This is a genomic window from Agrobacterium radiobacter (genome assembly GCF_040801995.1).
Classification (GTDB): Bacteria; Pseudomonadota; Alphaproteobacteria; order Rhizobiales; family Rhizobiaceae; genus Agrobacterium; species Agrobacterium radiobacter.
In genome coordinates, this window is sequence record NZ_JBEGHX010000001.1 from 2354885 (window position 1) to 2380030 (window position 25146).

The 25146-nt window shown below is 58.9% G+C and carries 26 protein-coding genes; 16 read left to right on the forward strand and 10 right to left on the reverse strand.

Annotation, left to right across the window (positions count from 1 at the left end; genetic code table 11):
• Positions 1 to 50: 50 nt before the first annotated feature.
• The 5 genes from ccmA (at position 51) to MRBLRC7O_RS11705 (ending at position 3167) form a co-directional block, all read left to right on the forward strand.
• Positions 51 to 692 (forward strand): heme ABC exporter ATP-binding protein CcmA, encoded by a 642-nt coding sequence (gene ccmA / locus MRBLRC7O_RS11685; RefSeq protein ID WP_003505061.1) that lies wholly within the window; start codon positions 51 to 53, stop codon positions 690 to 692.
• A 202-nt stretch (positions 693 to 894) separates the two neighbouring features.
• A complete protein-coding gene (gene ccmB / locus MRBLRC7O_RS11690) occupies positions 895 to 1554 on the forward strand; it encodes a heme exporter protein CcmB (protein WP_003505065.1) in 660 nt (219 codons plus the stop codon).
• A gap of 74 nt (positions 1555 to 1628) precedes the next feature.
• Positions 1629 to 2390 carry a heme ABC transporter permease gene (locus tag MRBLRC7O_RS11695; RefSeq protein ID WP_003505067.1) on the forward strand — a complete coding sequence of 254 codons (762 nt, stop codon included), beginning with the start codon at positions 1629 to 1631 and terminating at the stop codon, positions 2388 to 2390.
• Positions 2391 to 2394: 4 nt separating this feature from the next.
• Positions 2395 to 2568, forward strand: a complete 174-nt coding sequence (gene ccmD / locus MRBLRC7O_RS11700) for a heme exporter protein CcmD (RefSeq protein ID WP_003505069.1) — start codon at positions 2395 to 2397, stop codon at positions 2566 to 2568.
• Positions 2565 to 3167, forward strand: coding sequence for a DsbE family thiol:disulfide interchange protein (locus MRBLRC7O_RS11705; RefSeq protein WP_003505071.1), 603 nt, complete (start codon positions 2565 to 2567; stop codon positions 3165 to 3167). Before ccmD ends, MRBLRC7O_RS11705 begins: the two co-directional genes overlap by 4 nt.
• Before the next feature lie 16 nt (positions 3168 to 3183).
• Here MRBLRC7O_RS11705 and MRBLRC7O_RS11710 read toward each other — a convergent pair whose 3' ends face one another.
• From MRBLRC7O_RS11710 to MRBLRC7O_RS11740, 7 genes are all read right to left on the reverse strand, one after another.
• Positions 3184 to 4365, reverse strand: a complete 1182-nt coding sequence (locus MRBLRC7O_RS11710) for a GGDEF domain-containing protein (RefSeq protein WP_003505073.1) — start codon at positions 4363 to 4365, stop codon at positions 3184 to 3186.
• A 118-nt stretch (positions 4366 to 4483) separates the two neighbouring features.
• A complete protein-coding gene (locus MRBLRC7O_RS11715) occupies positions 4484 to 5080 on the reverse strand; it encodes a DUF2585 domain-containing protein (RefSeq protein ID WP_035212820.1) in 597 nt (198 codons plus the stop codon).
• Entirely contained in the window at positions 5077 to 5727 is a 651-nt protein-coding gene (locus tag MRBLRC7O_RS11720) for a septation protein A (RefSeq protein WP_003505077.1), read from the reverse strand. Before MRBLRC7O_RS11720 ends, MRBLRC7O_RS11715 begins: the two co-directional genes overlap by 4 nt.
• Positions 5728 to 5729: 2 nt before the next feature.
• On the reverse strand, positions 5730 to 7166 hold the full coding sequence (gene ftsY / locus MRBLRC7O_RS11725) for a signal recognition particle-docking protein FtsY (RefSeq protein ID WP_003505079.1): 1437 nt from the start codon (positions 7164 to 7166) through the stop codon (positions 5730 to 5732).
• A gap of 32 nt (positions 7167 to 7198) precedes the next feature.
• The gene (gene mtaB / locus MRBLRC7O_RS11730; protein ID WP_080866477.1) at positions 7199 to 8473 is read right to left on the reverse strand and encodes a tRNA (N(6)-L-threonylcarbamoyladenosine(37)-C(2))-methylthiotransferase MtaB; all 1275 of its coding nucleotides are present in this window, start codon (positions 8471 to 8473) and stop codon (positions 7199 to 7201) included.
• A complete protein-coding gene (dapF, locus tag MRBLRC7O_RS11735; protein WP_003505083.1) occupies positions 8470 to 9372 on the reverse strand; it encodes a diaminopimelate epimerase in 903 nt (300 codons plus the stop codon). Before dapF ends, mtaB begins: the two co-directional genes overlap by 4 nt.
• Positions 9373 to 9494: 122 nt before the next feature.
• Positions 9495 to 10565 carry an MBL fold metallo-hydrolase gene (locus MRBLRC7O_RS11740; protein WP_080570256.1) on the reverse strand — a complete coding sequence of 357 codons (1071 nt, stop codon included), beginning with the start codon at positions 10563 to 10565 and terminating at the stop codon, positions 9495 to 9497.
• 327 nt (positions 10566 to 10892) lie between these two features.
• Here MRBLRC7O_RS11740 and ffh point away from each other — a divergent pair, with 327 nt between their 5' ends.
• The 5 genes from ffh (at position 10893) to trmD (ending at position 14591) form a co-directional block, all read left to right on the forward strand.
• On the forward strand, positions 10893 to 12461 hold the full coding sequence (gene ffh, locus MRBLRC7O_RS11745) for a signal recognition particle protein (protein ID WP_003505089.1): 1569 nt from the start codon (positions 10893 to 10895) through the stop codon (positions 12459 to 12461).
• Between the two features lie 11 nt (positions 12462 to 12472).
• On the forward strand, positions 12473 to 12790 hold the full coding sequence (locus tag MRBLRC7O_RS11750) for a chorismate mutase (RefSeq protein ID WP_003505091.1): 318 nt from the start codon (positions 12473 to 12475) through the stop codon (positions 12788 to 12790).
• Between the two features lie 33 nt (positions 12791 to 12823).
• A complete protein-coding gene (rpsP, locus tag MRBLRC7O_RS11755) occupies positions 12824 to 13201 on the forward strand; it encodes a 30S ribosomal protein S16 (RefSeq protein WP_003505093.1) in 378 nt (125 codons plus the stop codon).
• A 120-nt stretch (positions 13202 to 13321) separates the two neighbouring features.
• On the forward strand, positions 13322 to 13888 hold the full coding sequence (gene rimM, locus MRBLRC7O_RS11760; protein WP_003505095.1) for a ribosome maturation factor RimM: 567 nt from the start codon (positions 13322 to 13324) through the stop codon (positions 13886 to 13888).
• Positions 13889 to 13892: 4 nt separating this feature from the next.
• Positions 13893 to 14591 (forward strand): tRNA (guanosine(37)-N1)-methyltransferase TrmD, encoded by a 699-nt coding sequence (gene trmD / locus MRBLRC7O_RS11765; RefSeq protein ID WP_003505099.1) that lies wholly within the window; start codon positions 13893 to 13895, stop codon positions 14589 to 14591.
• Here trmD and MRBLRC7O_RS11770 read toward each other — a convergent pair.
• Positions 14573 to 15319: a sulfite exporter TauE/SafE family protein gene (locus tag MRBLRC7O_RS11770; protein WP_003505100.1), complete on the reverse strand. Its 747-nt coding sequence runs from the start codon at positions 15317 to 15319 to the stop codon at positions 14573 to 14575. The two genes, trmD and MRBLRC7O_RS11770, sit on opposite strands and share 19 nt — an antisense overlap.
• Positions 15320 to 15587: 268 nt before the next feature.
• On the opposite strand from MRBLRC7O_RS11770, the gene rplS reads away from it, so the two are divergent.
• The 4 genes from rplS to MRBLRC7O_RS11790 all read left to right on the forward strand — a co-directional run bounded on the left by rplS (position 15588) and on the right by MRBLRC7O_RS11790 (position 20647).
• Positions 15588 to 16127, forward strand: a complete 540-nt coding sequence (rplS, locus tag MRBLRC7O_RS11775) for a 50S ribosomal protein L19 (RefSeq protein WP_003505101.1) — start codon at positions 15588 to 15590, stop codon at positions 16125 to 16127.
• 337 nt (positions 16128 to 16464) lie between these two features.
• On the forward strand, positions 16465 to 18198 hold the full coding sequence (locus MRBLRC7O_RS11780) for a type I secretion system permease/ATPase (RefSeq protein ID WP_080866478.1): 1734 nt from the start codon (positions 16465 to 16467) through the stop codon (positions 18196 to 18198).
• Positions 18191 to 19504: an HlyD family type I secretion periplasmic adaptor subunit gene (locus tag MRBLRC7O_RS11785; protein ID WP_003505103.1), complete on the forward strand. Its 1314-nt coding sequence runs from the start codon at positions 18191 to 18193 to the stop codon at positions 19502 to 19504. Before MRBLRC7O_RS11780 ends, MRBLRC7O_RS11785 begins: the two co-directional genes overlap by 8 nt.
• Positions 19505 to 19684: 180 nt before the next feature.
• The gene (locus tag MRBLRC7O_RS11790) at positions 19685 to 20647 is read left to right on the forward strand and encodes a hypothetical protein (protein ID WP_003505104.1); all 963 of its coding nucleotides are present in this window, start codon (positions 19685 to 19687) and stop codon (positions 20645 to 20647) included.
• A 122-nt stretch (positions 20648 to 20769) separates the two neighbouring features.
• On the opposite strand, the gene MRBLRC7O_RS11795 is transcribed toward MRBLRC7O_RS11790, so the two are convergent.
• Positions 20770 to 22047 carry an MFS transporter gene (locus MRBLRC7O_RS11795; protein ID WP_003505106.1) on the reverse strand — a complete coding sequence of 426 codons (1278 nt, stop codon included), beginning with the start codon at positions 22045 to 22047 and terminating at the stop codon, positions 20770 to 20772.
• Positions 22048 to 22473: 426 nt separating this feature from the next.
• Between MRBLRC7O_RS11795 and leuC the strand changes: the two genes are divergently transcribed.
• On the forward strand, positions 22474 to 23883 hold the full coding sequence (gene leuC / locus MRBLRC7O_RS11800) for a 3-isopropylmalate dehydratase large subunit (protein ID WP_003505108.1): 1410 nt from the start codon (positions 22474 to 22476) through the stop codon (positions 23881 to 23883).
• 61 nt (positions 23884 to 23944) lie between these two features.
• Here the strand turns inward: leuC and MRBLRC7O_RS11805 are convergent, their stop codons facing one another.
• Positions 23945 to 24451: a DinB family protein gene (locus tag MRBLRC7O_RS11805; protein WP_003505110.1), complete on the reverse strand. Its 507-nt coding sequence runs from the start codon at positions 24449 to 24451 to the stop codon at positions 23945 to 23947.
• A gap of 97 nt (positions 24452 to 24548) precedes the next feature.
• On the opposite strand from MRBLRC7O_RS11805, the gene MRBLRC7O_RS11810 reads away from it, so the two are divergent.
• Entirely contained in the window at positions 24549 to 25145 is a 597-nt protein-coding gene (locus MRBLRC7O_RS11810; RefSeq protein WP_003505112.1) for a TetR/AcrR family transcriptional regulator, read from the forward strand.
• Position 25146 lies beyond the last annotated feature (1 nt).

Below are 25146 nucleotides of genomic sequence, written 5' to 3' on the forward strand. Positions count from 1 at the left end.
GCTAATCGATTTTTTTATCGAGACGACGAAATCTGAAACGGAACCGCAGCATGGATTTGACGGCGGAAAATCTTGGCGTGCGACGCGGCGAAGATTTCATATTCATGAATATTTCCTTCAAGTTAAGCGACGGAGAGGCGCTGGTGCTGACCGGGCGCAACGGCTCGGGAAAATCCACGCTGCTGCGCACGGTGGCGGGTCTTCTGCGGCCCGAGCAGGGACGGATTAAGATAGCCGGCGAAGGAATTGAGCCGGACATGCGCCCCTCGGAGGCCTGCCATTATCTCGGCCATCGCAATGCCATGAAAACCGAACTGACCGTTTCGGAAAACCTGCGCTTCTGGAAGGATTTCCTCGGCGACTTTCCCGGCGGCAGGGGCATGGCGATTGATGAGGCCGCGGAGATTGTCGGCCTTGCCGACATTACCCACCTGCCCTTCGGTTACCTCTCCGCCGGCCAGCAGCGGCGGTTTGCCATGGCGAAGCTTTTGATTGCCTGGCGACCGGTGTGGATTCTCGATGAGCCGACCGCGGCGCTTGATAAGGCTGCGGACGGAATGTTTACCGATCTTGTGAAAAACCACCTTGGAAGGGGCGGGATTGTACTTGCTGCGACCCATCAACCGCTGGGGTTGGAGAATACGCAGGAATTGCAGATGACGGGGTTTGCAGGGGTGGAGGCTTGGGCATGAGGGTGATGTGCGTGCGGCTTACCCCCCTCTGCCCTGCCGGGCATCTCCCCCTCAAGGGGGGAGATCGACTCGCGGTTAGGTCTCGACAATCTCAACGTTTGAGAATGAAGCGTCGGGAAAGCCTCCTGCTGATCTCCCCCCTTGAGGGGGAGATGCCCGGCAGGGCAGAGGGGGGTAACGCCGCGAACACGAGGACGCCCCAATGACCGCCCTCTTCCTCCGCGATATCAAACTCTCCATCCGCGCCGGCGGCGGCGCGCTGATCGGCGTGCTGTTCTTCATGACAGTTGTTGCTGTTATCCCCTTCGGTGTCGGTCCTGATCTCAACCTGCTCGCCCGCATCGGCCCGGCCATCGTCTGGATCGGTGCGCTTCTATCAGCCCTTCTCGGCCTCGACCGGCTGTTCCAGGCCGAACGGGATGACGGATCCCTCGATCTGATCCTGATGCAGGAAACCCCGCTCGTCCTGACCGTCTTCGTGAAATGCCTGGCGCACTGGGTCACGACCGGTCTGCCGCTGGTGCTTGCCTCGCCGCTGCTCGGCCTGTTCATGAACATGGACGAGGTGGCGATCGGCGCCGTCATGCTCACCCTTCTCGTCGGTTCACCCGCCATTACCTTCATCGGCGCGGTGGGCGCAGCGGTTGCCGTTGCCCTGCCGCGCGGCGGCCTTCTGGTCTCCATCCTCGTCCTGCCGCTCGCCATTCCCGTCTTGATCTTCGGCGTCAGCGCTTCCTACGCAGCCGTGCAGGACCCGGCGCCCTTCATGCCGCCATTCCTCATTCTCTGTGCGATCACGTTATTTTCAGCCGTGACCGGTCCTTTCTTTGCCGCTTTGGCACTGCGCAATGTTATGGATTGATGAAACTGCAATGGACGGTCCCCGATTGACAGGGATCAATTGCGGGGCAGCCATTCTCGGGTTACACAAACGGCATGAACCAGCAGACCTTCACCATCACCAAACTCAGTGATCTCGCCAATCCCACGCGGTTTCTGGCGCTGGCGGCACGCATTCTGCCCTGGCTCGCGGCTCTGACAGCACTGGTGCTGGCATCAGGTCTTTATCTGTCTTTCACCACTGAGGGCGATTACCAGCAGGGTTATACCGTGCGCATCATGTATGTGCATGTCCCCTCCGCCTGGCTTGCCATGATGTGTTATTCGGTCATGGCGATCTCTGCGATCGGCACCCTCGTCTGGCGTCACCCGCTCGCGGATGTCAGCCACAAGGCCGCCGCCCCCATCGGCGCAGCGTTCACGCTCATCGCACTCATCACCGGCTCGCTCTGGGGCAAGCCCATGTGGGGAACCTGGTGGGTATGGGACGCACGGCTGACCTCCGTTTTCGTGCTTTTCCTGATGTATCTCGGGCTCATCGCACTCAACCGGGCCATGGATGATCCGTCCAGGGCCGCCCGTGTCAGCGCCGTGCTGATCCTCGTCGGTTTCGTGAATATCCCCATCATCAAATTTTCGGTCGAGTGGTGGAATACGCTTCACCAGCCGGCAAGTGTCATCCGCATGGGCGGTTCCGCCATCGATGCAGAATTTCTCTGGCCGCTTCTGACGATGGCCATCGGGTTCACGCTGCTGTTCTTCACCTTGCATATCGCCGCCATGCGCAATGAAATCTGGCGTCGGCGTGTCGCAGCGCAACGGCGGCTTGCCGCCCGCATCGCGAACCGGGAGGGCTGAGAGGATGACACACGCCTTTTATATCGGCATGTCCTATGCGGCCACCGGCCTCGTCGTTCTCTGTCTCATCGCCTGGGTCGTCATGGACGGCCAGGCGCGCAAACGGGAACTGAAAGAACTGGAGGCCTCCGGTGTGCGCCGCAGGGCAAGAGCCGGTTCCACAGGTGACGCGCAATGACGCAGGCCAACCACGACGACACCAAAGCCAAAACGACGGGCCGTGCACGTTATGCGCTGGCGCTTCTCCCGTTGCTGCTGTTTGGCGGTTTCGCCCTCATCGCCGGCAAGATGCTCTACGATCAGGACGTGAACGGGCTCGACATCAGCGCCATTCCCTCGGCGCTTATCGGTACCAAGGCACCCGCCCTGTCGCTACCGCCGCTGGAGGGCTCGAACCTTCCGGCGCTGACCGATACCGCCATCAAAGGCAGGCTGACGCTGGTCAACGTCTTCGCCTCCTGGTGCATTCCCTGCCGGCAGGAGCACCCGCTGCTTCAGGAATTGGCGAAGGACGACCGCATCACCGTCGTCGGCATCAATTACAAGGACAAGCAGGATAATGCGCTGCGTTTCCTCGGCGAGCTCGGTAATCCCTTTGCGGCGATAGGCGTCGATCCGAACGGCAAGGCGGCGATTGACTGGGGTGTCTATGGTATTCCCGAAAGTTATCTGGTCGGCGCGGATGGCACGATCCTTTATAAAAAGGTCGGCCCCTTCGATGCCCGCAGCGTCGAACGGGACCTGCTGCCAGCCATCGCGGCCGCAGCCGGGAAATAACCCACTCCGCAAGGTATCACCCCTTGGTAACGACCCTCAGCGACGGGCCTTCAGCCGGCAGACGCATGCCTTCCAGCACGACTTGGTCGCGACCGCCACGTTTTGCGGCATAGAGACTATCATCGGCACGCTTGATGGCATCGTGGATTGAATGATCCCCCCTCGCGACGGCCGAGACACCGAAGCTTGCCGTGATCTGGCTGGTTACACCCCGGTTGCGCCAATCGAGCGACGAGAGACCTGTACGCATGCCATTGGCAAGTTGGCCGGCTGCGGCAGCCGTCTGGCCGGGCAGGAAGACAACGAATTCCTCACCGCCAAAGCGCGCCACCAGCGCATCCCCGGGCGCGTTTTTTCTGAGAAGATCGGAAAGGCCGATGAGAACGATATCTCCTGCCGCATGACCGTAGACGTCGTTGATGCGCTTGAAATGATCTATGTCGCAGACAATGACCGCGCCCTCAGGCGTATCGTTGCGAAAATCGGGAACACGGCGATCAAAGCCGCGGCGGTTCAGCACGTCAGTCAGAGGATCATGTTCCGCCGCATGCAGATGCCGGTCGACGGTGACGGAAATCTGGCTCGCAAGCACGGAAAGCGCAAGCAGGAAGCCGAAAATGCTCGCGGCGAGCTGCATGTAGAAGGCATAATCCGACTCGAAGAATTCGCTGAGCTCGATCATCGAGCCCCCGGGCGTCATCACCAGCAGCATGCCGATGCGCACCAGCGTTTCCATCACCACAAGACAGGCAATTCCCACCATCAGCCTGTCGGCGAGTGCGACGGGGCGCTTTCGCACGAGCCAGACCGGGATCACAAGCAAAAGGGCGCAGACGAAATCGCCAATGACGAGCTCGCGTTTCAGATCCGGCGTGATGAAAACATGGAAAGAGACCAGCAACACCGCAACCACGACGATCGACAGTCGGGCCGCGGTATGAAGCGGCCGGTCAAAATGGGTAAGCAGCGCATGGCCATAGAGGAAGAAGGCGGAGAAGAACAACAGGTTCGAAAGGATCGCCTGGACTTCGAAAGGCAGGCCACCGAGCACCAGAGGCGTCGCAAAACCAAAGGCCGCCGAAAGATATCCGATACCCCAATAGCGGGCGGAAGCGTGACCGATCCTCTGCAGGAACAGGAACACCACGCCGAATGTCAGCATGATGAAGGGGAGAAGATAGGCGAAATTATCTTGCAACGGGTTCTGCCAGGAAGAGACGGGTCTTTGAACCCGGACGATACCGCAATGCCCTTAAAAAAGCCTGCATGTCTCGCGTGGTTTCAGTCCATCCCGGCCAAAATCCTGGCGGCTGCGTTCACATTTGCGGGAGCGCGTTCTGCCATTCCTTGATCGCCTCCACGGGCCAGACCAGCATGACGACGTTCAGCGTCAGATTATCGCGGATCAGCCAGCCGGTGAAGATTTCGAAGAAGATGGCGATCACAACCGTCAGCCACACCGGCACGCGGGCGGCGAAGAGGAAACCCAGCACCATAAAAACCGTATCCATCGCCGAGTTCAGGATGCTGTCGCCGGTGTAACCCAGCGCCATGGTCGCCGTGCGGTAACGATCGATGATGAGAGGCGAGTTTTCAAGGATCTCCCATGCCGCTTCCACCAGAACCGCAAGTGACAGCCGCATGGAAAGCGGTTTGTTGCGGAAGAGCAGCCAGGCGAACCAGTAGAACAGGAAGCCGTGAATGATATGCGAGGGCGTATACCAGTCGGCCAGATGCTGGGAATTGCCCGGTGTGTTCACGCCCGGCTCGAACAGCTTCACATAACCGCATTCGCAGATCGGAATGCGGCCCATGGCATAGAGAATGACGATCTGCAGGAGAAGCAGCCCGGCGGCCACGCCGAACCATTTGAGCGAGCGCGAACGGGAAGCCGACATCTCTGCAATTGTCATTTTTCGTCCTTGTTGAGCGGTTCCAGCGAATGGCGCATGACGAGCGGCATTTGCGCCATGGTGAAGATGATGGTGATCGGCATCGTGCCCCACACCTTGAAGGCGACCCAGGTGTCGGTGGTGAACATGCGCCACACAACCTCGTTCATCACCGCGAGGAAGAGGAAAAACACGCCCCAGCGCAGCGTCAGCTTGCGCCAGCCCTCATCCGTCAGCCTGAAGGCCGAATTGAAGACATAGCCGAGCAGCGATTGCCCGAAAAACAGGCCGCCCAGCAGGATGACACCGAACAGCGTGTTGACGATGGTCGGCTTCATCTTGATGAAAGTGTCGTTCTGCAGCCACAAGGTCAGCGCGCCGAAGACGAACACCACGATGCCTGATATCAGCGGCATGATCGGCAGTTTCCGCGTCAGCACCCATGAAACCGAGAGAGCCAGCGCCGTTGCGATCATGAACAGGCCGGTGGCAATGAAGATCGGCCCGCCGAATTCCGTCAGCACGGGGAAGGTGGAGGCCAGCCATTCGCCGCGGGAATTGGCGAAGAAGAACACCATGAGCGGGCCAAGCTCGAGCACGAATTTCAGGAGCGGGCTGATTTCCGCCACCATCTTTTCGCTTTCCTTGGAATTGCTTTCAATATCCATACTCACACTCCCGCAATGGCCTTGGCGAAATCTTCCGCCTCGAAGGGCTCCAGATCATCAACACCTTCACCCACGCCGATGAAATAAACCGGCAGCTTGTGTTTGGCAGCGATGGCGACGAGGATACCGCCCCGCGCCGTGCCATCCAATTTTGTCATAATCAGGCCCGAAACGCCCGCGACATTGCGGAATATTTCCACCTGGTTCATCGCGTTCTGGCCGGTCGTCGCATCCAGCGTCTGCAGCACGGTGTGCGGCGCATCCGGATCGAGTTTGCCGAGCACGCGCACGATCTTTTCCAGCTCCGCCATCAGTTCCGTCTTGTTCTGCAGACGGCCGGCCGTATCGATGATGAGCACATCGCTTTTCTGCGCCCGCGCCTGCTCATAAGCGTCGTAGGCAAGCCCCGCCGCATCCGCGCCGAGCTTAGTGCCGATGAATTGCGAGCCGGTCCGATCGGCCCAGATCTTGAGCTGTTCGATCGCCGCCGCGCGGAAGGTATCGCCGGCCGCAAGCATGACCTGGAGGCCAGAGCCCGAGAGCTTGGCGGCAAGCTTACCGATAGTGGTCGTCTTGCCGGTACCGTTCACGCCGACGACGAGAATGACATGCGGCTTGTGCGAGAGATCGAGTTCCAGCGGCTTGGCGACAGGCTTCAGGACCTTGGTGATCTCGCCCGCCATGATGCGCGCCACATCTTCGCCGCTCACATCCTTGCCGTAACGCTCGGAAGACAGGGCGCCGGTGATGCGCATGGCGGTCTCGACACCCAGATCGGACTGGATGAGAAGATCTTCCAGCTCATCGAGCGTGTCCTCATCCAGCTTGCGCTTGGTGAAGAGCGCCGAAATCTGCGTCGTCAGCTGCGACGACGTGCGGGAAAGCCCGGCGCGCAGGCGCTGAAACCATGTCAGTTTTACCTGCGGTGCTACAGGCGCAGGCTCCTGCCGTTCACTTGCCGACGAAAAACCCTTGGGCAGAGCCGTGGGAACCGCAGGGGGTTCGACCGCGCTCGCGGCTTCCGCCTCGTCGAGCAGCGCATCCATCGCATCCGTATCCAGCACGACATCCGCTGCTTCCGGCAAAGCTTCGTCCTGCTCTTCAGCGGCTGCTTCCGCCTGTAGCAACGACAATGGCACCACGCCCATATCGCCGGAAAGCTCGGCACCGGGAAGAAGCGGCGCGTCCTCTTCCTCATCTTCTTCGGAGAGAACGACATCCGTCGCCTCGTCCGGGGCCGGGCCACCGGCCGTCTCCATCTCCAGTTCGGAAACCGGGTCCCTGTCGACAGGGTCATGCACTTGCGCGTCGCTCAGCGCCGCTTCGAAGGAGGCGTTTTCATTGCCGCGCTCAGACGCGGCGTCCTCTTGCGGCCGCTCTTCCGTTTCGGCCTTGTCCTTGCCGAACGAAAAGACTTTTTTGATGAAGCCGAGGGCCATGGTCGTTCCCGTGTCTTTTCTCTTTAGCCGCCTCAGGCCGCATTTGCCGCCAGAAGCTTCATGTTCAGATGTTTGCCGTTGTGGCCGGTAATCGCAACCTGCGCAAGAGTACGCGCAGGAAGATCAGGCGCCGCGACCAGCGTGAAATTATTGGTATGGGCAAAACCGTTGTTTTCGACGAGGATCGTCTGCATCGAACCGACCATACCTTGCAGATGCGTGAGCCGCAGCGCTTCTCCGCGTTCACGAAGCCTCGCCGCCCGCTCCTTCACCAGCGCGCGGTCGAGCTGCGGCATGCGAGCCGCCGGCGTGCCGGCACGCGGGCTGTAGGGAAATACATGCAGGCTGGAAATGCCGCATTCTTCCGCCAGCGTCGCGGCATTTTCAAACATCTCTTCCGTCTCGGTCGGAAAACCGGCGATCATATCCGCGCCGAAGGCGATCTCCGGCCGCAGCGCCCGCACTTCGTGACAGAAACGAACGGCATCGGCCCGTGAATGGCGGCGTTTCATGCGTTTCAGGATCATGTCGTCGCCATGCTGGAGGGACAGGTGCAGATGCGGCATGAAACGCGGCTCATCGGCAATCAGATCCATGAGATGATGATCGGCCTCGATACTATCGATGGAGGAAAGGCGCAGGCGCAGAATATCCGGCACCTGCTTCAGCAATGTCTTGGCGAGATAACCAAGCGACGGCTCGCCGGGCAGGTCAGCGCCATAGCTGGTCGCATCCACCCCGGTCAGCACGATTTCGCAATAGCCGCTTTCCGTCAGCCTGCGCGCCTGATCCACCACCGCACCCATGGGCACCGAGCGCGAATTGCCGCGCCCATAAGGAATGATGCAGAAGGTGCAGCGATGATCGCAGCCATTCTGTACCTGAATAAAGGCGCGCACATGCCCGTCTATGTGCTTGACCATCTGCGGCGCTGTCGCCTTGATGCTCATGATGTCGTTGACGCGCAGTTTTTCTTCCGCCGAGACGCCGAAATCCGGCAGCGCGCGATAGGAGGCGCTTTTCAGCTTTTCCTCATTGCCCAGCACCACATCCACCTCGGGCATTTCGGCAAAGGTCTGTTTTTCCGTCTGTGCGGCACAGCCGGTAACAATGATGCGTGCATGCGGATTGTCGCGCCGTGCGCGGCGGATGGCCTGGCGCGCCTGACGCACCGCTTCGCCCGTCACCGCACAGGTATTGACCAGCACGGCATTGTTGAGCCCGGCTTTTTCGGCCTCCGCCCGCATCACTTCCGATTCATAGGTGTTGAGACGGCAGCCGAAGGTTATGACCTCGACGCCACTCATACGGCCCCCTGTTCGGCCGCAGCATCACGCGACCAGACGCCGGTAACGGGATCGACCATGCCGGACCATTCCCATTCGGCCGGGCCGGTCATGATGACGTGATTGTCCTCACGCCAGTCGATGGTCAGCGGCACGCGGATGGGGCTGGAGGCGACATCGATGGTGACCTTCCGGCCGGTACGGCCGGTGCGGGCGGCGGAAACGGCTGATGCGCAGGCGGCCGAACCGCAGGCGAGTGTCAGCCCTGCGCCGCGTTCCCATGTGCGGGTGCGAAGCGCGCTGTCGGAAATCACCTGCGCCAGCGTGATATTGGCCTTCTCCGGAAACATCGGATGGTTTTCGAGCAGCGGCCCGAAACGTTCGAGATCGAACTCCATCGGATCACGATCCACCCAGAAGATCGCGTGCGGATTGCCCATGGACATGACGGCGGGCGAATGCAGGATCGGCGCATCGATCGGGCCAATCTGCAATTCGATGCGACTGGTATCGTGGAACTCCTCCGAAAGCGGAATGTCGCTCCAGCGGAACCGCGGCAGGCCCATATCGACTGATATCATGCCATCTTCATGTTCGACGGCGTTCAGGATGCCCGCCACCGTCTGAAAGGTGAAGCTGGTCTTGCCCGTTTCGGAAGACAGCGCCTGCACCACGCAGCGCGTGCCGTTACCGCAGGCCTGCGCCTTCGTGCCGTCGCAATTGAGAATGTCGATGAAGGCATCCGTGCCGCCAACACGCGGATCGTGGATCGCCATGATCTGGTCGAACTGGGTTGAGGAATCGGCATTGAGCGCGATTGCCGCTTCGGGCGTGACCATATCTTTACGGCCGCGCATATCGACAACGAGAATCTTGTTGCCAAGCCCGTTCATCTTCGCAAATTCGACCGTATCCGCCATCGCCTTAAACCTGAAAACTGTCTGAAAACCGGTTTGCATTCGGGATTTGCCCCGCGCTTTCGCCCTATATGGCGGAAAGACCGGCAAATTACCAGACTGTTGCGGCGCAAACGGGGCTGCGGTCAGACGGAAGGCACGTCGAAAACTTCACCGGGACGCATTGGCCGGAAACGGCTTTCGTCGACCCCCTGCTCCGTCAACGCAACCTTGAGGGCCGCAAGCGGCGCATCCACGGCCTCGTCCGTCAACTGTACTGTCCCCCAATGGTGCCCGCAAACATGCGCCGCGCCGCAAAGCTTCATTCCTTCCACGGCTTCCGCCGGGTTCTGGTGCTGGCCCTTCATGAACCAACGGGGCTCATAGGCACCGAAAGGCAGGTTGGCGAGACGGAACTCACCGTGCTTCTTGCGCGCGGCGTGATAATTGAGGCCCTCGTGGAAGCCGGTATCGCCTATATGGTAGATTTTACCGCCTGGCGTTTCGATGACGAAGGCGGCCCAGAGCGCCATGCGTCGGTCGTTAAGACCGCGGGCCGACCAGTGGTGGCACGGTTCGAAATGAATTTTCACCGAACCTGTCTCCACCACATCGCCCCAATCGCCCACCTTGATACGCGCCGCCTCGACACCGGTGCGAATAATCGCGTCATTGCCGAGCGGCGTGATGAAAAGCGGCTTGTGCGCCACATGCAGGCGCTTCAACGTTTCCATATCCAGATGGTCGTAGTGATTATGCGTCACCAGCACCAGATCGATGGGCGGCAAATCCTCGAAACGGATGCCGGGCGGATTGACCCGTTTGGGACCGGCAAAACTGAAAGGGCTGGTGCGCTGCGACCACACCGGATCGACGAGAATATTCAATCCCGCCGTCTGGATGAGAAACGAAGCATGGCCGATGAAGGTGACGCGCATGTCCCTGCCTTCGATGCGGGCTTCCGGTTTTGCGAAGGGAAAGGGGCTCGGATAGCTTTCCGGCCATGTGGCGCGCTCGCCATTGAAGCGCCATTTCAGCAGACCCATGAAATTGCCGGGCGGCGAACCGCCGGGGTTGAAGAAGCGCACCCCGTCGAAATGATCGGAGATCGGGCCGCTATAATAGGCGCTGGCGCTCGAACGGCGGGCATAAAGGCCGCCGCCTGCCAGAGCGAGCAGGCCAAGAGCGGAAAAACGAAAAAATTTTCGACGGTTCATGACAAATGTATAGGGAGCGAAAGAGGGCCGTTCAAGCACCGCCAATGGCGGCCGGCGACCAATCACGCAAAGATGAAATGCAGGCCTTCGCGCCTGAAACCCGGCACCGCCTTGACTTTTCCCGCGCTTTCCTGTTTATCGCCGCCAATCAGCTGGCAGTTTCACGACTCCAAGCCGCCGACCGGGACCCGCAAAGGTATAAAGAGATCCCGGAGGTCAACACCCGACAGCGCGATGCGCCCTCGGGTGCTTTTTGGCTTTGCGTCTTGTTTTTGCCAGCGAAAGCACCGACGTTTCGGAGACCCCGGAACGAAGAAGGAAGAAACGATGTTTGAAAACCTCCAGGACCGCCTTGGTTCCATTCTGAATGGACTGACCGGCCGTGGCGCACTGACGGAAGCCGATGTTGCCGCCGCCCTGCGCGAGGTTCGCCGTGCGCTTCTGGAAGCGGACGTGGCGCTGGAAGTCGTGCGTTCCTTCACCGACAGGGTGCGTGAAAAGGCTGTCGGCGCAGCTGTTCTCAAATCCATCAAGCCCGGCCAGATGGTCGTCAAGATCGTCCATGACGAACTTGTCGAAATGCTCGGCACCGAAGGCGTTTCCATCGACCTTCACGCCCCCGCCCCCGTCGTCATCATGATGGTGGGTCTGCAGGGTTCGGGCAAGACCACGACAACAGGCAAGATCGCCAAGCGCCTGACCGACCGTGACAAGAAGAAGGTGCTGATGGCATCTCTCGACACGCGTCGTCCGGCCGCACAGGAACAGCTTCGCCAGCTCGGCGTGCAGACCGGCGTCGACACGTTGCCGGTCATTGCCGGCCAGTCGCCGACAGATATCGCCGCGCGCGCCGTGCAGGCTGCAAAGCTCGGCGGCCATGACGTCGTCATTCTCGACACCGCCGGCCGTACCCACATCGACGAACCCTTGATGCTGGAAATGGCCGACATCAAGAAGAAGTCCAATCCGCACGAAATCCTGCTGGTCGCGGATTCGCTGACCGGTCAGGACGCCGTCAACCTCGCCCGCAATTTCGATGAGCGCGTCGGCATCACCGGTCTTGTGCTCACCCGTATGGACGGCGACGGACGCGGCGGTGCTGCCCTTTCCATGCGCGCCGTCACCGGCAAGCCGATCAAGCTGATCGGTATCGGCGAGCGCATGAACGAACTCGACGAGTTCCATCCGCGCCGTATCGCTGACCGCATTCTCGGCATGGGCGACATCGTCTCGCTGGTCGAGAAGGCCGCCGAGAACATCGATGCGGAAAAAGCCCGCGCCATGGCCGAGAAGATGGCCAAGGGCAAGTTCGATCTCAACGATCTCTCCGACCAGCTTGCCCAGATGAAGAAGATGGGCGGCATGGGCGGCATCATGGGGCTGATGCCCGGCATGGCCGGCATGAAGGACAAGATGGCTTCCGCTGGCCTCAACGACAAGATGTTCGACCGCCAGATCGCCATCATCTCGTCGATGACCAAGGCGGAACGCGCCAATCCCGATATTCTGAAGCACAGCCGAAAGAAGCGCATCGCCGCCGGTTCCGGCACCGATGCCGCTGAAATCAACAAGCTTCTGAAGATGCATCGCGGCATGGCCGACATGATGAAGGCCATGGGCGGCAAGGGCAAAGGCGGCATCATGAAGCAGATGATGGGCGGCCTTGCCGGCAAGATGGGCCTCGGTGGTCTTGGCGGCGGCATGCCTGATCTGTCGAACATCGATCCGAAGCAGCTTGAAGCGCTCCAGAAGCAGGCAGAAGCTGCCGGTCTCGGTAAACCGGGCGCGATGCCCGGCCTTGGCGGCATGCCGGGCGGATTGCCGGGTCTCGGCGGGGCCAAGCTACCGGGTCTTGGCGGCATGCCGGGCCTGCCCGGCTTTCCGAAAAAGAAGTGAGGGGGACACCAGTGAACAATACAGAGGTGAAAGCCCAGCTTTCCGAATACCGCCAGTCGATCGACAATATCGATGCCGCACTGGTTCACATTCTTGCCGAACGTTTCCGCTGTACCAAGGCGGTGGGCGTGCTGAAGGCAAAGTATAATTTGCCGCCGGCAGACCCGGCGCGCGAGGAATACCAGATTGAACGCCTTCGCCATCTGGCGAAGGATGCCAATCTGGATCCGGATTTCGCCGAGAAGTTCCTGAACTTCATCATCAAGGAAGTCATCCGGCATCATGAAGCAATCGCCGCCGAACATGGCGGCACCGAAAAGACCGCCTGAAAGGCGGACAAGCCATCCTAAGGAGTAAATAACATGGCACTGAAAATTCGTCTCGCACGCGGTGGTTCCAAGAAGCGCCCGTACTACCAGATCGTCGTTGCTGACGCCCGTTCGCCCCGCGACGGCCGTTTCCTCGAGAAGGTCGGTTCCTGGAACCCGATGCTTGCCAAGGACAATCCGCAGCGCATCGAGCTGAAGGCTGACCTCATCAAGGAATGGATCGCCAAGGGCGCACAGCCGACCGACCGCGTTCTGCGTTTCCTCGCAGAAGCCGGCCTTGCCGAGCGCGCCGCTCGCAGCAACCCGGAAAAGGCAAAGCCGGGCAAGCGCGCTCTGGAACGCGTTGCCGAAAAGAAGCAGAAGGCTGAAGATGCAGCCGCTGCTGCTGCGGAAGCCTCTGCCGCAGAATAATCTGCGCAGAATCTTTTGAAGAACGGGTGGCGTGGTTTTCCATGCCGCCCGTTTTTTGTTTATTTTGGCGTCAACAAACCTTAAAGCTGACGCAACCACCACCAGAAGACGGACGGCCCGATGGCAAAGCTGGAAAACCCGGTACTCATGGCAAAGATCGGCGGCGCGCAGGGCCTGCGCGGTGAGGTCCGTGTCAGCACCTATACGGCCGATCCGATGGCGCTCGGCGATTATGGTAATCTGGTCACCGCCGATGGCCGCATCTTCGAAATTCTTGAGGTGCGCGAGGGCAAGAACGTTGTCGTCGTTCGTTTCAGGGGCATCAACGACCGTAATGCGGCCGAAAGCCTGAACGGGCTGGAACTGTTCATCGACCGGGACAACCTTCCTGACGACGAGCTTGACGACGACGAGTTTTATTATGCCGATCTCGAAGGGCTGGAAGCCGTTGATGCCGAAGGCAAAAGCTATGGCGCCGTCAGCGCCGTCTACGATTTCGGTGCAGGTGATCTGCTGGAACTGAAAGGTGCGGGCCGTCGCCCTGCCCTCATACCCTTTTCGGAAGCAGCCGTGCTTGAAATCGATCTCGAAGGCGGCCGCATTCTCATCGACCCGATGGCCGCCGGACTGATCGACAATCCCGACGACAAAGACGAAACCGGCGCATCGCCTTTCGGCAAGAAATAAAGCAATGACTTTCAAGGCCACCGTTCTGACGCTCTACCCGGAAATGTTTCCGGGACATTTGGGATATTCGCTGGCGGGCAAGGCGCTGGAACGCGAACAATGGTCGCTTGAGGCCGTGCAGATTCGCGAATTCGCGACGGACAAGCACAGAAGCGTCGATGACACCCCGGCAGGCGGCGGTGCCGGCATGGTACTAAAACCCGACATTCTTGCTGCAGCCATCGACCATGTTTCGGATGGCGATACGCGACCGCGCCTGCTGATGAGCCCACGCGGCAAACCACTATCGCAGGACCGTGTGCGCGAACTGGCGGCGGGCGACGGTGCGATCATCGTCTGCGGCCGTTTCGAAGGCGTCGATCAGCGGGTCATAGAGGCGCGCGGGCTGGAGGAAGTGTCGATCGGCGACTACATCCTCTCAGGCGGCGAGCCGGCCGCACTGACGCTTCTGGACGCCATCGTCCGCGTCCTGCCGGGCGTCATGGGCAACGATCTTTCCGGTGTGCATGAAAGCTTCGAGGGCGGGCTGCTGGAACATCCGCATTATACCCGCCCGCAGGTATGGGAGGGCCGCGATATTCCCGCCGTCCTCACGTCAGGCAACCACGCCGCCATCAACAAATGGCGGCACGAACAGGCGCTGGCGCTGACGAAGGAAAGACGGCCAGACCTTCTTAAAAAGGCTCAGGCCGAGACGAAATAATAGGCCGTCAGCACCAGGCCGACCGCAATGACCAGCCAGCGAATGATCCATTGCGGCACGCGCCTTGCCGTGTGCACGCCCGCATAGCCGCCAAGTGCCGCCGCCGGGAACATGATGAGCGCCGCCCACCAGGATACGACGCCGCCGCTGACGAAGATCGTAATCGCGATGATGGCGATCACCACCGACAGCAGGTTCTTCAGCGCGTTCAGATGATGATAGCTGCCGCCCGAGGTGATCCCGAGGATGGCGAGCATCATGATACCCATGCCGGCACCGAAAAAACCGCCATAGATGGAGGCGAGCCCCTGAAAGACGAGGCTCGGAAGATTGCCGGGAGACCGCTCCGTACTGACCTTCGGACGCAGCCACGGGCCGGCGGCGAAAACGGCGGTGGCGGCAAGAAGCAGCCATGGAACCAGCTGGCGGAAGGAAGGATTGTCGAGCGACAGCAGAAGCAGCGAGCCGGCCAGCCCGCCGACGACGGAAACGGCTGACAGCAGGATCGCCTCGCGCCAATGCGCACGGATTTCCGGCCCATAGGCGATGACCGAGGTGATATAACCCGGAAACTGTACAATAGCCGAAGTGGCATTGGCAACGATGGGCGGCAGGCCGGCCAGCGTCATCGCCCCGAAGGTCAGGAAAGTGCCGCCGCCGGCAATGGCATTGACTACACCCGACAGAAAGCCGGTCGCAAACAGCATGAGAACGATGAATATGGACATGGCCCCTCCCAAGGTTTTCATGCCATATCCGGCAGAAAGCCGCTTCGCAACTGCAGGAACGCGGTGCGCAATTGATAAAATATTGTCATGAAAGGGATGACAAACGGCGCTGCCTCGTGTATGTGCCCGCGTGGAATTGGGGTTTACCCCTTTAACCGCAAGCAAAGAATGGCGAACCCGCTCCTGCCGCAAGGCATGATCCCAAGGCTTTGACCGAAGGACGAACCGTTGAGCGCTCTGGCTGTTTCAGAAGAAATCAGAGGTTAACATGACCAATATCATTCAGCAGCTGGAAGCCGAACAGGCCGCCAAGATCGAAGCAAAGCGCACCCTGCCCGAGTTTTCTCCGGGCGACACCCTGCGCGTCAACGTTCGCGTTACCGAAGGTAACCGTACCCGCGTTCAGGCTTACGAAGGCGTTTGCATCGCCCGTTCCGGCGGTGGCCTTTCCGAAAGCTTCACCGTTCGCAAGATCTCCTACGGCGAAGGCGTCGAGCGCGTATTCCCGATCTACTCCCCTCTGGTCGAAGGCGTTGAAATCGTTCGCCGCGGTAAGGTTCGCCGCGCGAAGCTCTACTACCTGCGCGACCGTCGCGGCAAGGCTGCCCGTATCGTTGAAAACACCGGTACGCGCGCCCGCAAGCTGAACGAATCCGAGCGCCAGGCAGCAGCCGAAGAAAAGGCACGTCTGGAAGCCGAAAAGGTAGCAGCAGCACAGGCTCTCGCCGCCGAGAAGGCAGCAGCCGAAGCCGCAGAAGCCAAGGCAGCAGAAGAAGCAGCAAAGGCTGCTGAAACCGCAGCCGAATAAGATTTCCATTTCGATGGATTAAAGAAAAGGCGGCCTTCGGGCCGCCTTTTTTGTGGTGTCTCGCTGCAAACCTAAAGCCGCAGACTGAGAATTGGCAAGCGGCCTGGAACTATGTTGCACGAGCGGTTTTATGCAGCTTGGAAAATCGAAAGAAAACTCGCCTTACTGCCCGCCTGCCGCGCGACCTTTCAGTCATTTCTCATGAAAGGATGCAGAAAGATTCCAATCAACTACAGATACTTACTTAATTTTTTCGTGTGGGTGTTTTAGCCCATCCTCGAATAGCATTGCCTAATTCCCTTTATTGTGCAATTTTCTTGCTGTTTTAGGTGTTATTATGTTTTTATTTAATTCTTTTTTAACAAGAAATAAGTCCGCTTTCCTGGCAGTTGGCCTCGCCAGCGCGTTGATGAACATCCTTAATCTTTCCGGCTCACTTTTCATGCTGGAAGTTTACGACCGCATTCTGCCCAGCAAGAGCATTCCCTCTCTTGTGGCGCTGGTCGTTCTGCTGATCGTTCTCTACGCGTTTCTCATGGGGTTCGACGCGCTGCGAGGCCGTATATTGGCGCGCATCTCGGACAATATGGACGACGCGCTCAATCAGAAGCTTTTCAGGGCGTCGATCAGCGCCCCGCTCCTTGCTTCCGGGAAGATCGATGGGCTGCAGATCGTCGGTGATCTCGATCAGATCCGCCAGTTTCTCTCAGGGCCGGGGCCTGCGGCCTTTTTCGATATTCCCTGGCTGCCCATCTATCTCCTGATCTGTTTTGCCCTGCATCCGTGGATCGGGTTCGCTGTGCTCGGCGGAGCCGTGGTTCTCATCGTGCTGACGCTTCTGACCAATTGGCTGACCGAAAGGGCGACAAAGCAGGCTTATACTGCGCGAGGGCAGAGAAACGTCCTCGTCGGCAGCAGTCAGCGCAACATTGAATCCATCAAGACCATGGGCATGATGGATGCAGTGACGTCCATGTGGGACGAGTTGCACTCCAGATATCGCTCCGTCACCCTGTCGACTTCAGATACGGCCGGCATGCTCGGCGCCATGTCGAGAACCTTCCGCCTGTTGCTGCAATCCGGCGTCATGGCCATCGGCGCCGTGCTTGTCATCGACGGCCATGCATCGGCGGGCAGCATCATCGCAGGTTCGATTCTCTCTGCGAAGGCGCTCGGTCCTGTCGAACATGCAATCGCGAACTGGCGCAGCTTCATGACCGCAAGACAGGGCTGGAAACGCGTCAACGAGTTCCTGGAGCTGGTGCCGGAACCCACACCGCCGCTCTCCCTGCCGCGCCCGCAATTTACCGTCGCAGTCGATCGTGTAACGGGTGGGCCGCCCAATGGCGCACGCGATACGGTCGCCGATATTTCCTTCACGCTGAACGCAGGCGACGGGCTCGGCATCATTGGCCCAAGCGCGTCCGGCAAGTCCACGCTGGCACGCCTGATGACCGGCATCTGGCCCTATGAACGTGGCTCCGTCCGCTTTGATGGGGCCGCACTCAACCAGTGGGATTTCGAGTTTCTCGGCAAATCCATCGGTTACATGCCCCAGCAGGTGGAACTGATGCCGGGGACGGTGGCGCAGAACATTGCGCGCTTCGACCGCAATGCGACTGCGGAAGCAATCGTCGCCGCAGCCAAGGCTGCGCAGGTGCATGAGCTGATCCTGAACCTGCCCAACGGTTACGATACCTATATTGGCGACCGCGGCGAGGCTTTGTCGGGCGGGCAGAAGCAGCGCATCGGCCTTGCCCGTGCCCTGTTTGGCGAACCCTTCTTCGTCCTTCTCGATGAGCCGAACTCCAATCTGGACAGTGAAGGCGAAGGAGCCCTGCGCAATGCGATTGGCGACATCAGGGCGCGCGGCGGCATCGTCGTCGTCATTGCCCATCGCCCCAGCGCCATCGAAAGCGTCAATCTGGTGATGGTGATGAGCAACGGCCGGATGCTGCGCTTTGGCACGAAGGAGGAGGTGCTCGCGCAAATCCTGCGGCAGAACATCCGCCAGGTGCCTGAGGAGGAAGAAACGCGCAAGATTGAAAACCGGGTGAGCGAAAATGGTTGAAGCGGAAAAACCCGGCATGACGAATGCGTCCATTCTCAGACATTCGACGGCAGTGGTCGTTCTCGCCCTTGGCCTTTTGGTCGGATTGGGCGGCTGGGCTGCTTTCGCAAAGCTTGCCGGTGCGGTGGTGGCCACGGGCCGGGTTGTCGTTGAAGGCAATTCAAAAAAAATCCAGCATCTTTCCGGCGGCATCGTCAGCGAGATCAATGTCGCCGAAGGTGACAGGGTAGAGGCCGGCCAGATCCTTCTGCGGCTGAGCGCCACCGTCGTTCAGGCGAACCTCTCCATCATCGAGAATACGCTTGCGCAGCTCTACTCGCGTCGGGCCCGTCTCCGTGCAGAGATTGCCGAAGCACCGTCTTTCACTGTAACGGAAGACCTGGCGGCGCTGACGAGTTCAAAGGCGGCCAAGACCTTCATCGACAGCGAACAGAACCTTTTTAATAGCCGTCGCAACGCGTTGGTCGGCATGAAAAAGCAGTTGGGAACGCGCAAGGACCAACTCGGTGACGAGGCGCGTGGCCTCGAGGTGCAGGTGGAGGCGACGGACAATGAGCTTGCCATTGTAAAGGACGATGTTTCCAAGACGGACGAGCTCTTCAAAAAAGGGCTCGTGACGCTCCAGCGCCTCAATCTCCTCAAACGCCAGCTGTCCAATCTCGAAGGCCAGCAGGGCCAATATATCGCCGCTCGTGCGCAAACGGTGGGCAAGCTGAGCGAACTGGATCTGCAACTGCTTCAGCTCGACGAAGACCGCAAATCGGAAGTCACGAAAGATCTGACATCAATCGAAGCGACCGTTGCGGAATATGAAGAACGGCTGGCGGCGACGCGCGACCAGCTGGATCGCCTCGACATCCGCTCGCCGATTGCCGGTCGCATCTACCAGCTTTCAGTGCACAATATAAATGGCGTCATTCAACCCGGCGAAGTGCTGATGCTGGTGGTGCCGGAGCGGGATGAGCTTGCGATCGAGGCCAATATAACCCCGCGAGACATCGATCAGATTTACGTCGGGCAACCGGTCACCGTTCGCTTTACGGCGTTCAACCAAAGCACGACGCCGGATTTGAGCGCGGAGGTTGCTGTCGTTGCCCCCGATCTGCAGACGGATTCCCGAACTGGCACATCTTATTACGCGTTGCGCATCAAACCCAACAAGGCCGGCATGACGCACCTACCTGGCGGGAAGTTGTATCCTGGCATGCCGGCAGAAGTATTTATCCAGACCAGCGAGAGGAGTGTTCTTTCTTATTTCGTAAAACCATTCCAAGACAGGCTCAGAAAAACCTTCGTTCAGGAATGATTTATTCAGAAAAAGCGAATTTTAGAGAAAGTTTCTCAATACACCAAATACGCGATTTTTCGAAAAAAACGTATTTCTTATATTGTATTATCGTTTTTTATGTATTAAATATTACCCGCAATAATTACTATTAATTTAATTTCAATTCATCAATTTCTCAAAGATTTATAGGAGTTTAAAATGGCGTTAAAAGTAACTTTCGGTAATGGCGGCGCCGCTTCGGTTTCCTCGCTTACCAGCCTGATCGACCAGGAAGCTTATAAGCTCCTCACGGAATCGACCGCTCAGGTCAAAAACGGTTCCTCGATGGATGCCGGCAGCGTCAATGTCGGCGCTGTATCTGTTGCCGGCACCGGCGCGGGTGGCACAGTCGATGTTGGTTATGACCCCAGCTCGAACGGCTTCAAATTTGACGTCTCGTCTGCATGGAATTCGGTAAAGAACGCTCTCGCCCAGTCCGACACCTCTGAAAACCTTATCTTCAAGGATTTCGTTCAGGTCGACGTTCATCTTGGCGGCACCGGTTCGTCCACCGTGGAAGTTCTCAATGCCAAGCGTGGCAACATCACGACCGGCGCTGGCAATGACACGGTCACCGTCTCTGTCGTTTCGAATGAAAAGACCTGGGTAAACAATTTCAACATCGATACCGGCGCAGGTAACGACACGATCAAAGTCAAGGCCGGCGCCGCATTTAACGACGCCTCTTCAGCTGGGACGGGCGGTCTTGCCGCCAATACAGGCGCTGTGAACGGCGGCGCTGGTATCACGGACGGCAGCTTCACCTCTGTGAAGATCAATGCGGGTGCCGGCAACGATTCCATCGACCTGAGCGAGGTAAAGCTTGCTTCGTCGCTGGTAACCGGCGGTAAGGGTATCGATCACATCATCGCAAGCGGTGGCGCCGATACCTTCGTCTTTAATCTCGGCGACATGGCCAAGAGCTTTGCGACTGATACCATCGAAGGCTTCAACGCCGCCGTGGACAAGCTCAAGCTGGTCGGCACGGTGATCGATAACTGGGCGGTATCGACGATCGATAACGACACCATCCTCAGCTACAACGTCACTGGCGAGCACAAGGGCGAAAAGATCGTTGTCTCCGGTGTTCACCTGACCGGTAGCGATTGGTTCACCGCGTAATTCTCTCGAAGAGAATTTCATTATTTGCCGCTTAAAATGATCGTGGCCCGGAAACATCCGGGCCACGATTTTTTACAGGTGCGACGGTCGGCAATCGTGTCAGCTGTCGCGATCTTCCAAAGTCAGGCGGCCCCGACCTGATTGCCCATTCTGCGCGTTGCGACGATGACAAGCACCCCGGCAAGCGCCAGGCAGAAAGCAAGGAAGAACATCGGCGCAATGGTGCTGCCGGTCTGATCCTTGATCCAGGGCACCACATTCTGCGCCACGAAGCCACCCAGATTGCCGACGGAATTGATCGCAGCGATACCGGCAGCCGCACCTGCTCCCTTGAGGAAGCGGCCGGGCAGGCTCCAGAACACCGGCTGGCCGGCAAAGATGCCTGCGGCGGCGATGCAGAGGAAAGCGAACTGCAGGACCGGATCACTGAGCAATGCCGACATCAACAGGCAAAACGCACCGATGAAGGCAGGGCCGACGATATAGGGCGTCTTGTTCTTTGCCTTGTCGGCTGCCAAAGGCACGACGAACAGGGCAACGGCGACGATCACCCAGGGGATGATGTTGATGAAGCCGTTAGCGGTGTTGGAAACGCCGAAGCTCTTCACGATGGTCGGAAGCCAGTAGCTGAGACCATAGGCGGCCAGCGGAAAGCCGACATAGCAAAGCGCCATGAACAGAACGCGCGGATTGACCAGCGCCTTGAAGCCGTCCTCCGCATGCTCTTCCATGCCCTTGTTCTCTTCGGCCAAGCGGTTCTTCAGCCAGGTTTTCTCATCCTGCGTCAGAAACTTCGCCTTTTCCGGCGTATCATCAAGATAAAAGAAGGTGGCGATACCGGCGATGACGGCCGGAATACCCGTGGCGAGGAATACCCATTCCCAACCGGCATAACCGAGGAAACCATCCAGATCGAGCAGCATGCCGCCAAGCGGCGCGCCGATAGCATTGGCAAGCGCGCTGAAGATCATGAACAGGCCGATCATGCGGCCACGATAATCGCGCGGGAACCAGAGCGTCATCAGGAACAAAACGCCGGGGAAGAAACCCGCCTCGCAGAGCCCGAGCAGGAAGCGCAGGATGTAGAACATCGTGGCGTTCTGCGTATAGGCAAGCGCGATGGTGACGGCGCCCCAGGAAACCAGAATGCGGGCGAACCATTTGCTGGCGCCGAAACGGTTGAGGAAAAGGTTGCTCGGCACCTCGAAGAGGAAATAGCCGATGAAGAACAGCGAAGCGCCAAGGCCGTAGGCATATTCGCTGAGGCTCAGCGCATCGACCATCTGCAGCTTGGCATAGCTGACATTCTGGCGGTCGATATAGGCGATGAGATAAAGAAGGCCAAGAAACGGCATCAGCCGCCAGGTGATCTTCGAGATAAGGGCTTTTTCGGATACCATATGCTTTTCCCTCCCTTCGATTGCTCGTCGAAATGCAAATGATAAGGGAACCCATCTATATGTGCATTGCAAAATACGCAAGTTGCACTGCATCATAACCACCGGCAACCACTACAAGGCAGGCCCATTGGGGGCTTGAGCCATGATGCAGCGCATATAGAAAATGCCGAACCGTCGCATTCAGGGCTGTACGCATTCATATTGCCGTAAAACCGGCAATCTGCTATGAACGCAGCCATGGGATCTAAATTCGGATGTCTCGCGCAGAATGTTTATGTGCTGCAGGACCACAAGCGTCTGCCGGCACGGTTCTTTGCGCGCGTTTCCGGGGCGCTCACCAGCCGACTTAGGCTCGCCTGACAGCAGCACGCTGTCCACCGCCTTACTGAACCCTCATTACCCTTTTATATGACAAGGCACAGAGCCATGAGCGCACCCCGCACCCTGTACGACAAAATCTGGGACGACCACGTCGTCAATCGTGATCCCGACGGAACCTGTCTTCTCTACATCGACCGTCACCTCGTCCATGAGGTGACGAGCCCGCAGGCCTTCGAAGGCCTGCGCATAGCCGGTCGCCCCGTGCATTCACCTGCCCGCACGCTGGCCGTCGTCGACCATAACGTTCCGACCACGGCCGACCGGCTGGAAGGTATCAAGAACGAAGAAAGCCGCATTCAGGTAGAAGCGCTCGCGCAGAACGCTAGGGATTTCGGCGTCGAATATTATTCCGAGCGCGACAAGCGCCAGGGCATCGTTCACATCGTCGGCCCCGAACAGGGTTTCACCCTGCCGGGCATGACGATCGTCTGCGGCGACAGTCATACCTCGACCCACGGCGCCTTTGGCGCACTGGCGCATGGCATCGGCACCTCGGAAGTGGAGCACGTTCTGGCGACCCAGACGCTGATCCAGAAAAAGGCCAAGAACATGCTGGTGCGTGTCGACGGCAAAATCCCGGATGGTGTTACCGCCAAGGACATCATCCTCGCCATTATCGGCGAGATCGGCACGGCTGGCGGCACCGGTCACGTGATCGAATTTGCCGGCGAGGCGATCCGTTCGCTCTCCATGGAAGGCCGCATGACGGTCTGCAACATGACCATCGAGGGCGGAGCCCGCGCAGGTCTTATTGCACCTGACGAAACCACCTTTGACTACATCAAAGACAAGCCGCGCTCGCCGAAGGGCGAAACGCTGGAACAGGCCATCGCCTATTGGAAAACGTTGAAGTCCGACGAAGGCGCACATTACGACAAGGTCGTGGTACTGAACGCGGCCAATCTGCCGCCGATCGTCTCCTGGGGCTCGTCGCCGGAAGACGTGACCTCCGTTGAAGGGATCGTTCCCAATCCGGATGATATCGAGGAAGAAAACAAGCGTACCTCCAAATGGCGTGCGCTGGAATACATGGGCCTGAAGCCCGGAACGCGCATCACCGATATCGCCATCGACCGCGTCTTCATCGGCTCATGCACCAATGGCCGCATCGAAGATTTGCGCGCGGCGGCGAAAATCGTCGACGGCCGCAAGGTCGCCCCCACGGTCTCGGCAATGATCGTGCCCGGCTCCGGTCTTGTGAAGGAACAGGCGGAAAAGGAAGGTCTCGACAAGATTTTCCTCGAAGCCGGTTTCGAATGGCGCGAACCGGGATGTTCCATGTGCCTTGCCATGAATGACGACCGCCTGAAGCCCGGCGAACGCTGTGCCTCGACCTCGAACCGCAATTTCGAGGGCCGCCAGGGCTATAAGAGCCGCACCCACCTCGTCTCCCCTGCCATGGCAGCAGCGGCGGCGATCGCCGGTCATTTCGTCGACGTGCGCGAGTGGCAATAGGTTCCTGACACCATCGTTTCAGGAAAGCCACCCGTCCCACACAGGGGCGGGTGGCTTTTTATTATGCCCCCTGCAAACGCCGTTGCGGCTGCGTGCCGTGCAGAAACACAGCAAAAGTATCCCAGGGCGGCGTGATGGAGAGCTGGCTCAGAATACGCGCGACCTCCCCTCTGTGAATGCCGGCATGCAGGACCATATGCGAGATCATCTCGGCACGGGACATGTAACCTTTGTCACCATCCGTAAAGGTGAAGGCGACAAATTCGCCAAGCGATGCCGGTGATGTTTTCCCGATGTAGTCGAGATACCAGCCATCCAGAGCAGCGACATCCTTCGCAAGATCATCCAGCTGCGGCGTTGCCTCGGTATTGTCGGAGAGAAAACCGTGCGCCGCTCCGGTGAGATGGCCCGAAAAAATCCTTGCGACCACGTAATAATGATTGATCAGCCGAATTGCCATGTGCCGCTCGGATGCGTTCTGGACGGGATCGAGTTGTTGCAGCTTCTCGAACAAGTCCCTGTTCGCCCATGCGTGATAGCCGAGCAGGCTCCTGAGCAAATCCCTCATGACAATATCCTTTACATCTGAAAAATGTGAGCACTATGTTTATATTTTCGTCATGGAGGATGCCTTGTCTACTCGCATTGCAAAGCGGAAAACCGAGATGCGCAAGGAGCCGCGTCAGGAGCGTTCCAGGGCAACGGTCGATGCTGTCATCCATGCGGCGGCTCGCATTTTAAGCGATCACGGCTGGGCGGGTTTTACCACGAACAGGGTCGCCGAAACGGCCGGCGTCAGCATCGGCTCGCTCTATCAATATTTCCCGGACAAGGTTTCGATCGTGGAAGCGGTACGCCATCGTCACCTCGAGGACTGTCTCTCCATCATGAAGAGCATCGCGCAAAAGCGGCAATCGCTCGCTAGATTCGTTGAAGAGCTCGTGACCGGCATGATCGGGGTCCACAGCATCCATCCCGGCCTTCACAAGGTCCTTCTGGATGATGCGCCGAGCCACCAAGGAACGAACGATCCCAACAGCGCTTTCGAACAGGAATATCTCGGTCTCTATGCGGCAGCGATCGCGGCACATATGACAGCCGGTTCAAAGGTCGAAAGCGGAACCGCAGCGCGGATCGTATCGGATGCCATTGACGGCATCATTCACAATGCCGCCCGCCGCGGAGAGCTGCAGTCGCCCAAAGTCAGGCGGGAAATGATCGCACTGGTTCACGCCTACCTGTCGCAGGCAACCGGCGAATAGG

What these genes read in the sequence shown, in the direction of transcription:
- dapF (WP_003505083.1), bottom strand. Translation starts at nt 9,372, where the DNA reads ATGGCGGATACGGTCGAATTTGCGAAGATGAACGGGCTTGGCAACAAG.
- MRBLRC7O_RS11805 (WP_003505110.1), bottom strand. Translation starts at nt 24,451, where the DNA reads ATGAGGGATTTGCTCAGGAGCCTGCTCGGCTATCACGCATGGGCGAAC.
- rplS (WP_003505101.1), top strand. Translation starts at nt 15,588, where the DNA reads ATGACCAATATCATTCAGCAGCTGGAAGCCGAACAGGCCGCCAAGATC.
- MRBLRC7O_RS11790 (WP_003505104.1), top strand. Translation starts at nt 19,685, where the DNA reads ATGGCGTTAAAAGTAACTTTCGGTAATGGCGGCGCCGCTTCGGTTTCC.
- MRBLRC7O_RS11705 (WP_003505071.1), top strand. Translation starts at nt 2,565, where the DNA reads ATGACGCAGGCCAACCACGACGACACCAAAGCCAAAACGACGGGCCGT.
- ccmA (WP_003505061.1), top strand. Translation starts at nt 51, where the DNA reads ATGGATTTGACGGCGGAAAATCTTGGCGTGCGACGCGGCGAAGATTTC.
- MRBLRC7O_RS11715 (WP_035212820.1), bottom strand. Translation starts at nt 5,080, where the DNA reads ATGACAATTGCAGAGATGTCGGCTTCCCGTTCGCGCTCGCTCAAATGG.
- MRBLRC7O_RS11740 (WP_080570256.1), bottom strand. Translation starts at nt 10,565, where the DNA reads ATGAACCGTCGAAAATTTTTTCGTTTTTCCGCTCTTGGCCTGCTCGCT.
- ffh (WP_003505089.1), top strand. Translation starts at nt 10,893, where the DNA reads ATGTTTGAAAACCTCCAGGACCGCCTTGGTTCCATTCTGAATGGACTG.
- MRBLRC7O_RS11720 (WP_003505077.1), bottom strand. Translation starts at nt 5,727, where the DNA reads ATGGATATTGAAAGCAATTCCAAGGAAAGCGAAAAGATGGTGGCGGAA.
- MRBLRC7O_RS11695 (WP_003505067.1), top strand. Translation starts at nt 1,629, where the DNA reads ATGAACCAGCAGACCTTCACCATCACCAAACTCAGTGATCTCGCCAAT.
- rimM (WP_003505095.1), top strand. Translation starts at nt 13,322, where the DNA reads ATGGCAAAGCTGGAAAACCCGGTACTCATGGCAAAGATCGGCGGCGCG.
- ccmB (WP_003505065.1), top strand. Translation starts at nt 895, where the DNA reads ATGACCGCCCTCTTCCTCCGCGATATCAAACTCTCCATCCGCGCCGGC.
- ccmD (WP_003505069.1), top strand. Translation starts at nt 2,395, where the DNA reads ATGACACACGCCTTTTATATCGGCATGTCCTATGCGGCCACCGGCCTC.
- leuC (WP_003505108.1), top strand. Translation starts at nt 22,474, where the DNA reads ATGAGCGCACCCCGCACCCTGTACGACAAAATCTGGGACGACCACGTC.
- trmD (WP_003505099.1), top strand. Translation starts at nt 13,893, where the DNA reads ATGACTTTCAAGGCCACCGTTCTGACGCTCTACCCGGAAATGTTTCCG.
- MRBLRC7O_RS11795 (WP_003505106.1), bottom strand. Translation starts at nt 22,047, where the DNA reads ATGGTATCCGAAAAAGCCCTTATCTCGAAGATCACCTGGCGGCTGATG.
- MRBLRC7O_RS11810 (WP_003505112.1), top strand. Translation starts at nt 24,549, where the DNA reads ATGCGCAAGGAGCCGCGTCAGGAGCGTTCCAGGGCAACGGTCGATGCT.
- ftsY (WP_003505079.1), bottom strand. Translation starts at nt 7,166, where the DNA reads ATGGCCCTCGGCTTCATCAAAAAAGTCTTTTCGTTCGGCAAGGACAAG.
- MRBLRC7O_RS11770 (WP_003505100.1), bottom strand. Translation starts at nt 15,319, where the DNA reads ATGTCCATATTCATCGTTCTCATGCTGTTTGCGACCGGCTTTCTGTCG.
- MRBLRC7O_RS11785 (WP_003505103.1), top strand. Translation starts at nt 18,191, where the DNA reads ATGGTTGAAGCGGAAAAACCCGGCATGACGAATGCGTCCATTCTCAGA.
- mtaB (WP_080866477.1), bottom strand. Translation starts at nt 8,473, where the DNA reads ATGAGTGGCGTCGAGGTCATAACCTTCGGCTGCCGTCTCAACACCTAT.
- MRBLRC7O_RS11780 (WP_080866478.1), top strand. Translation starts at nt 16,465, where the DNA reads ATGTTTTTATTTAATTCTTTTTTAACAAGAAATAAGTCCGCTTTCCTG.
- rpsP (WP_003505093.1), top strand. Translation starts at nt 12,824, where the DNA reads ATGGCACTGAAAATTCGTCTCGCACGCGGTGGTTCCAAGAAGCGCCCG.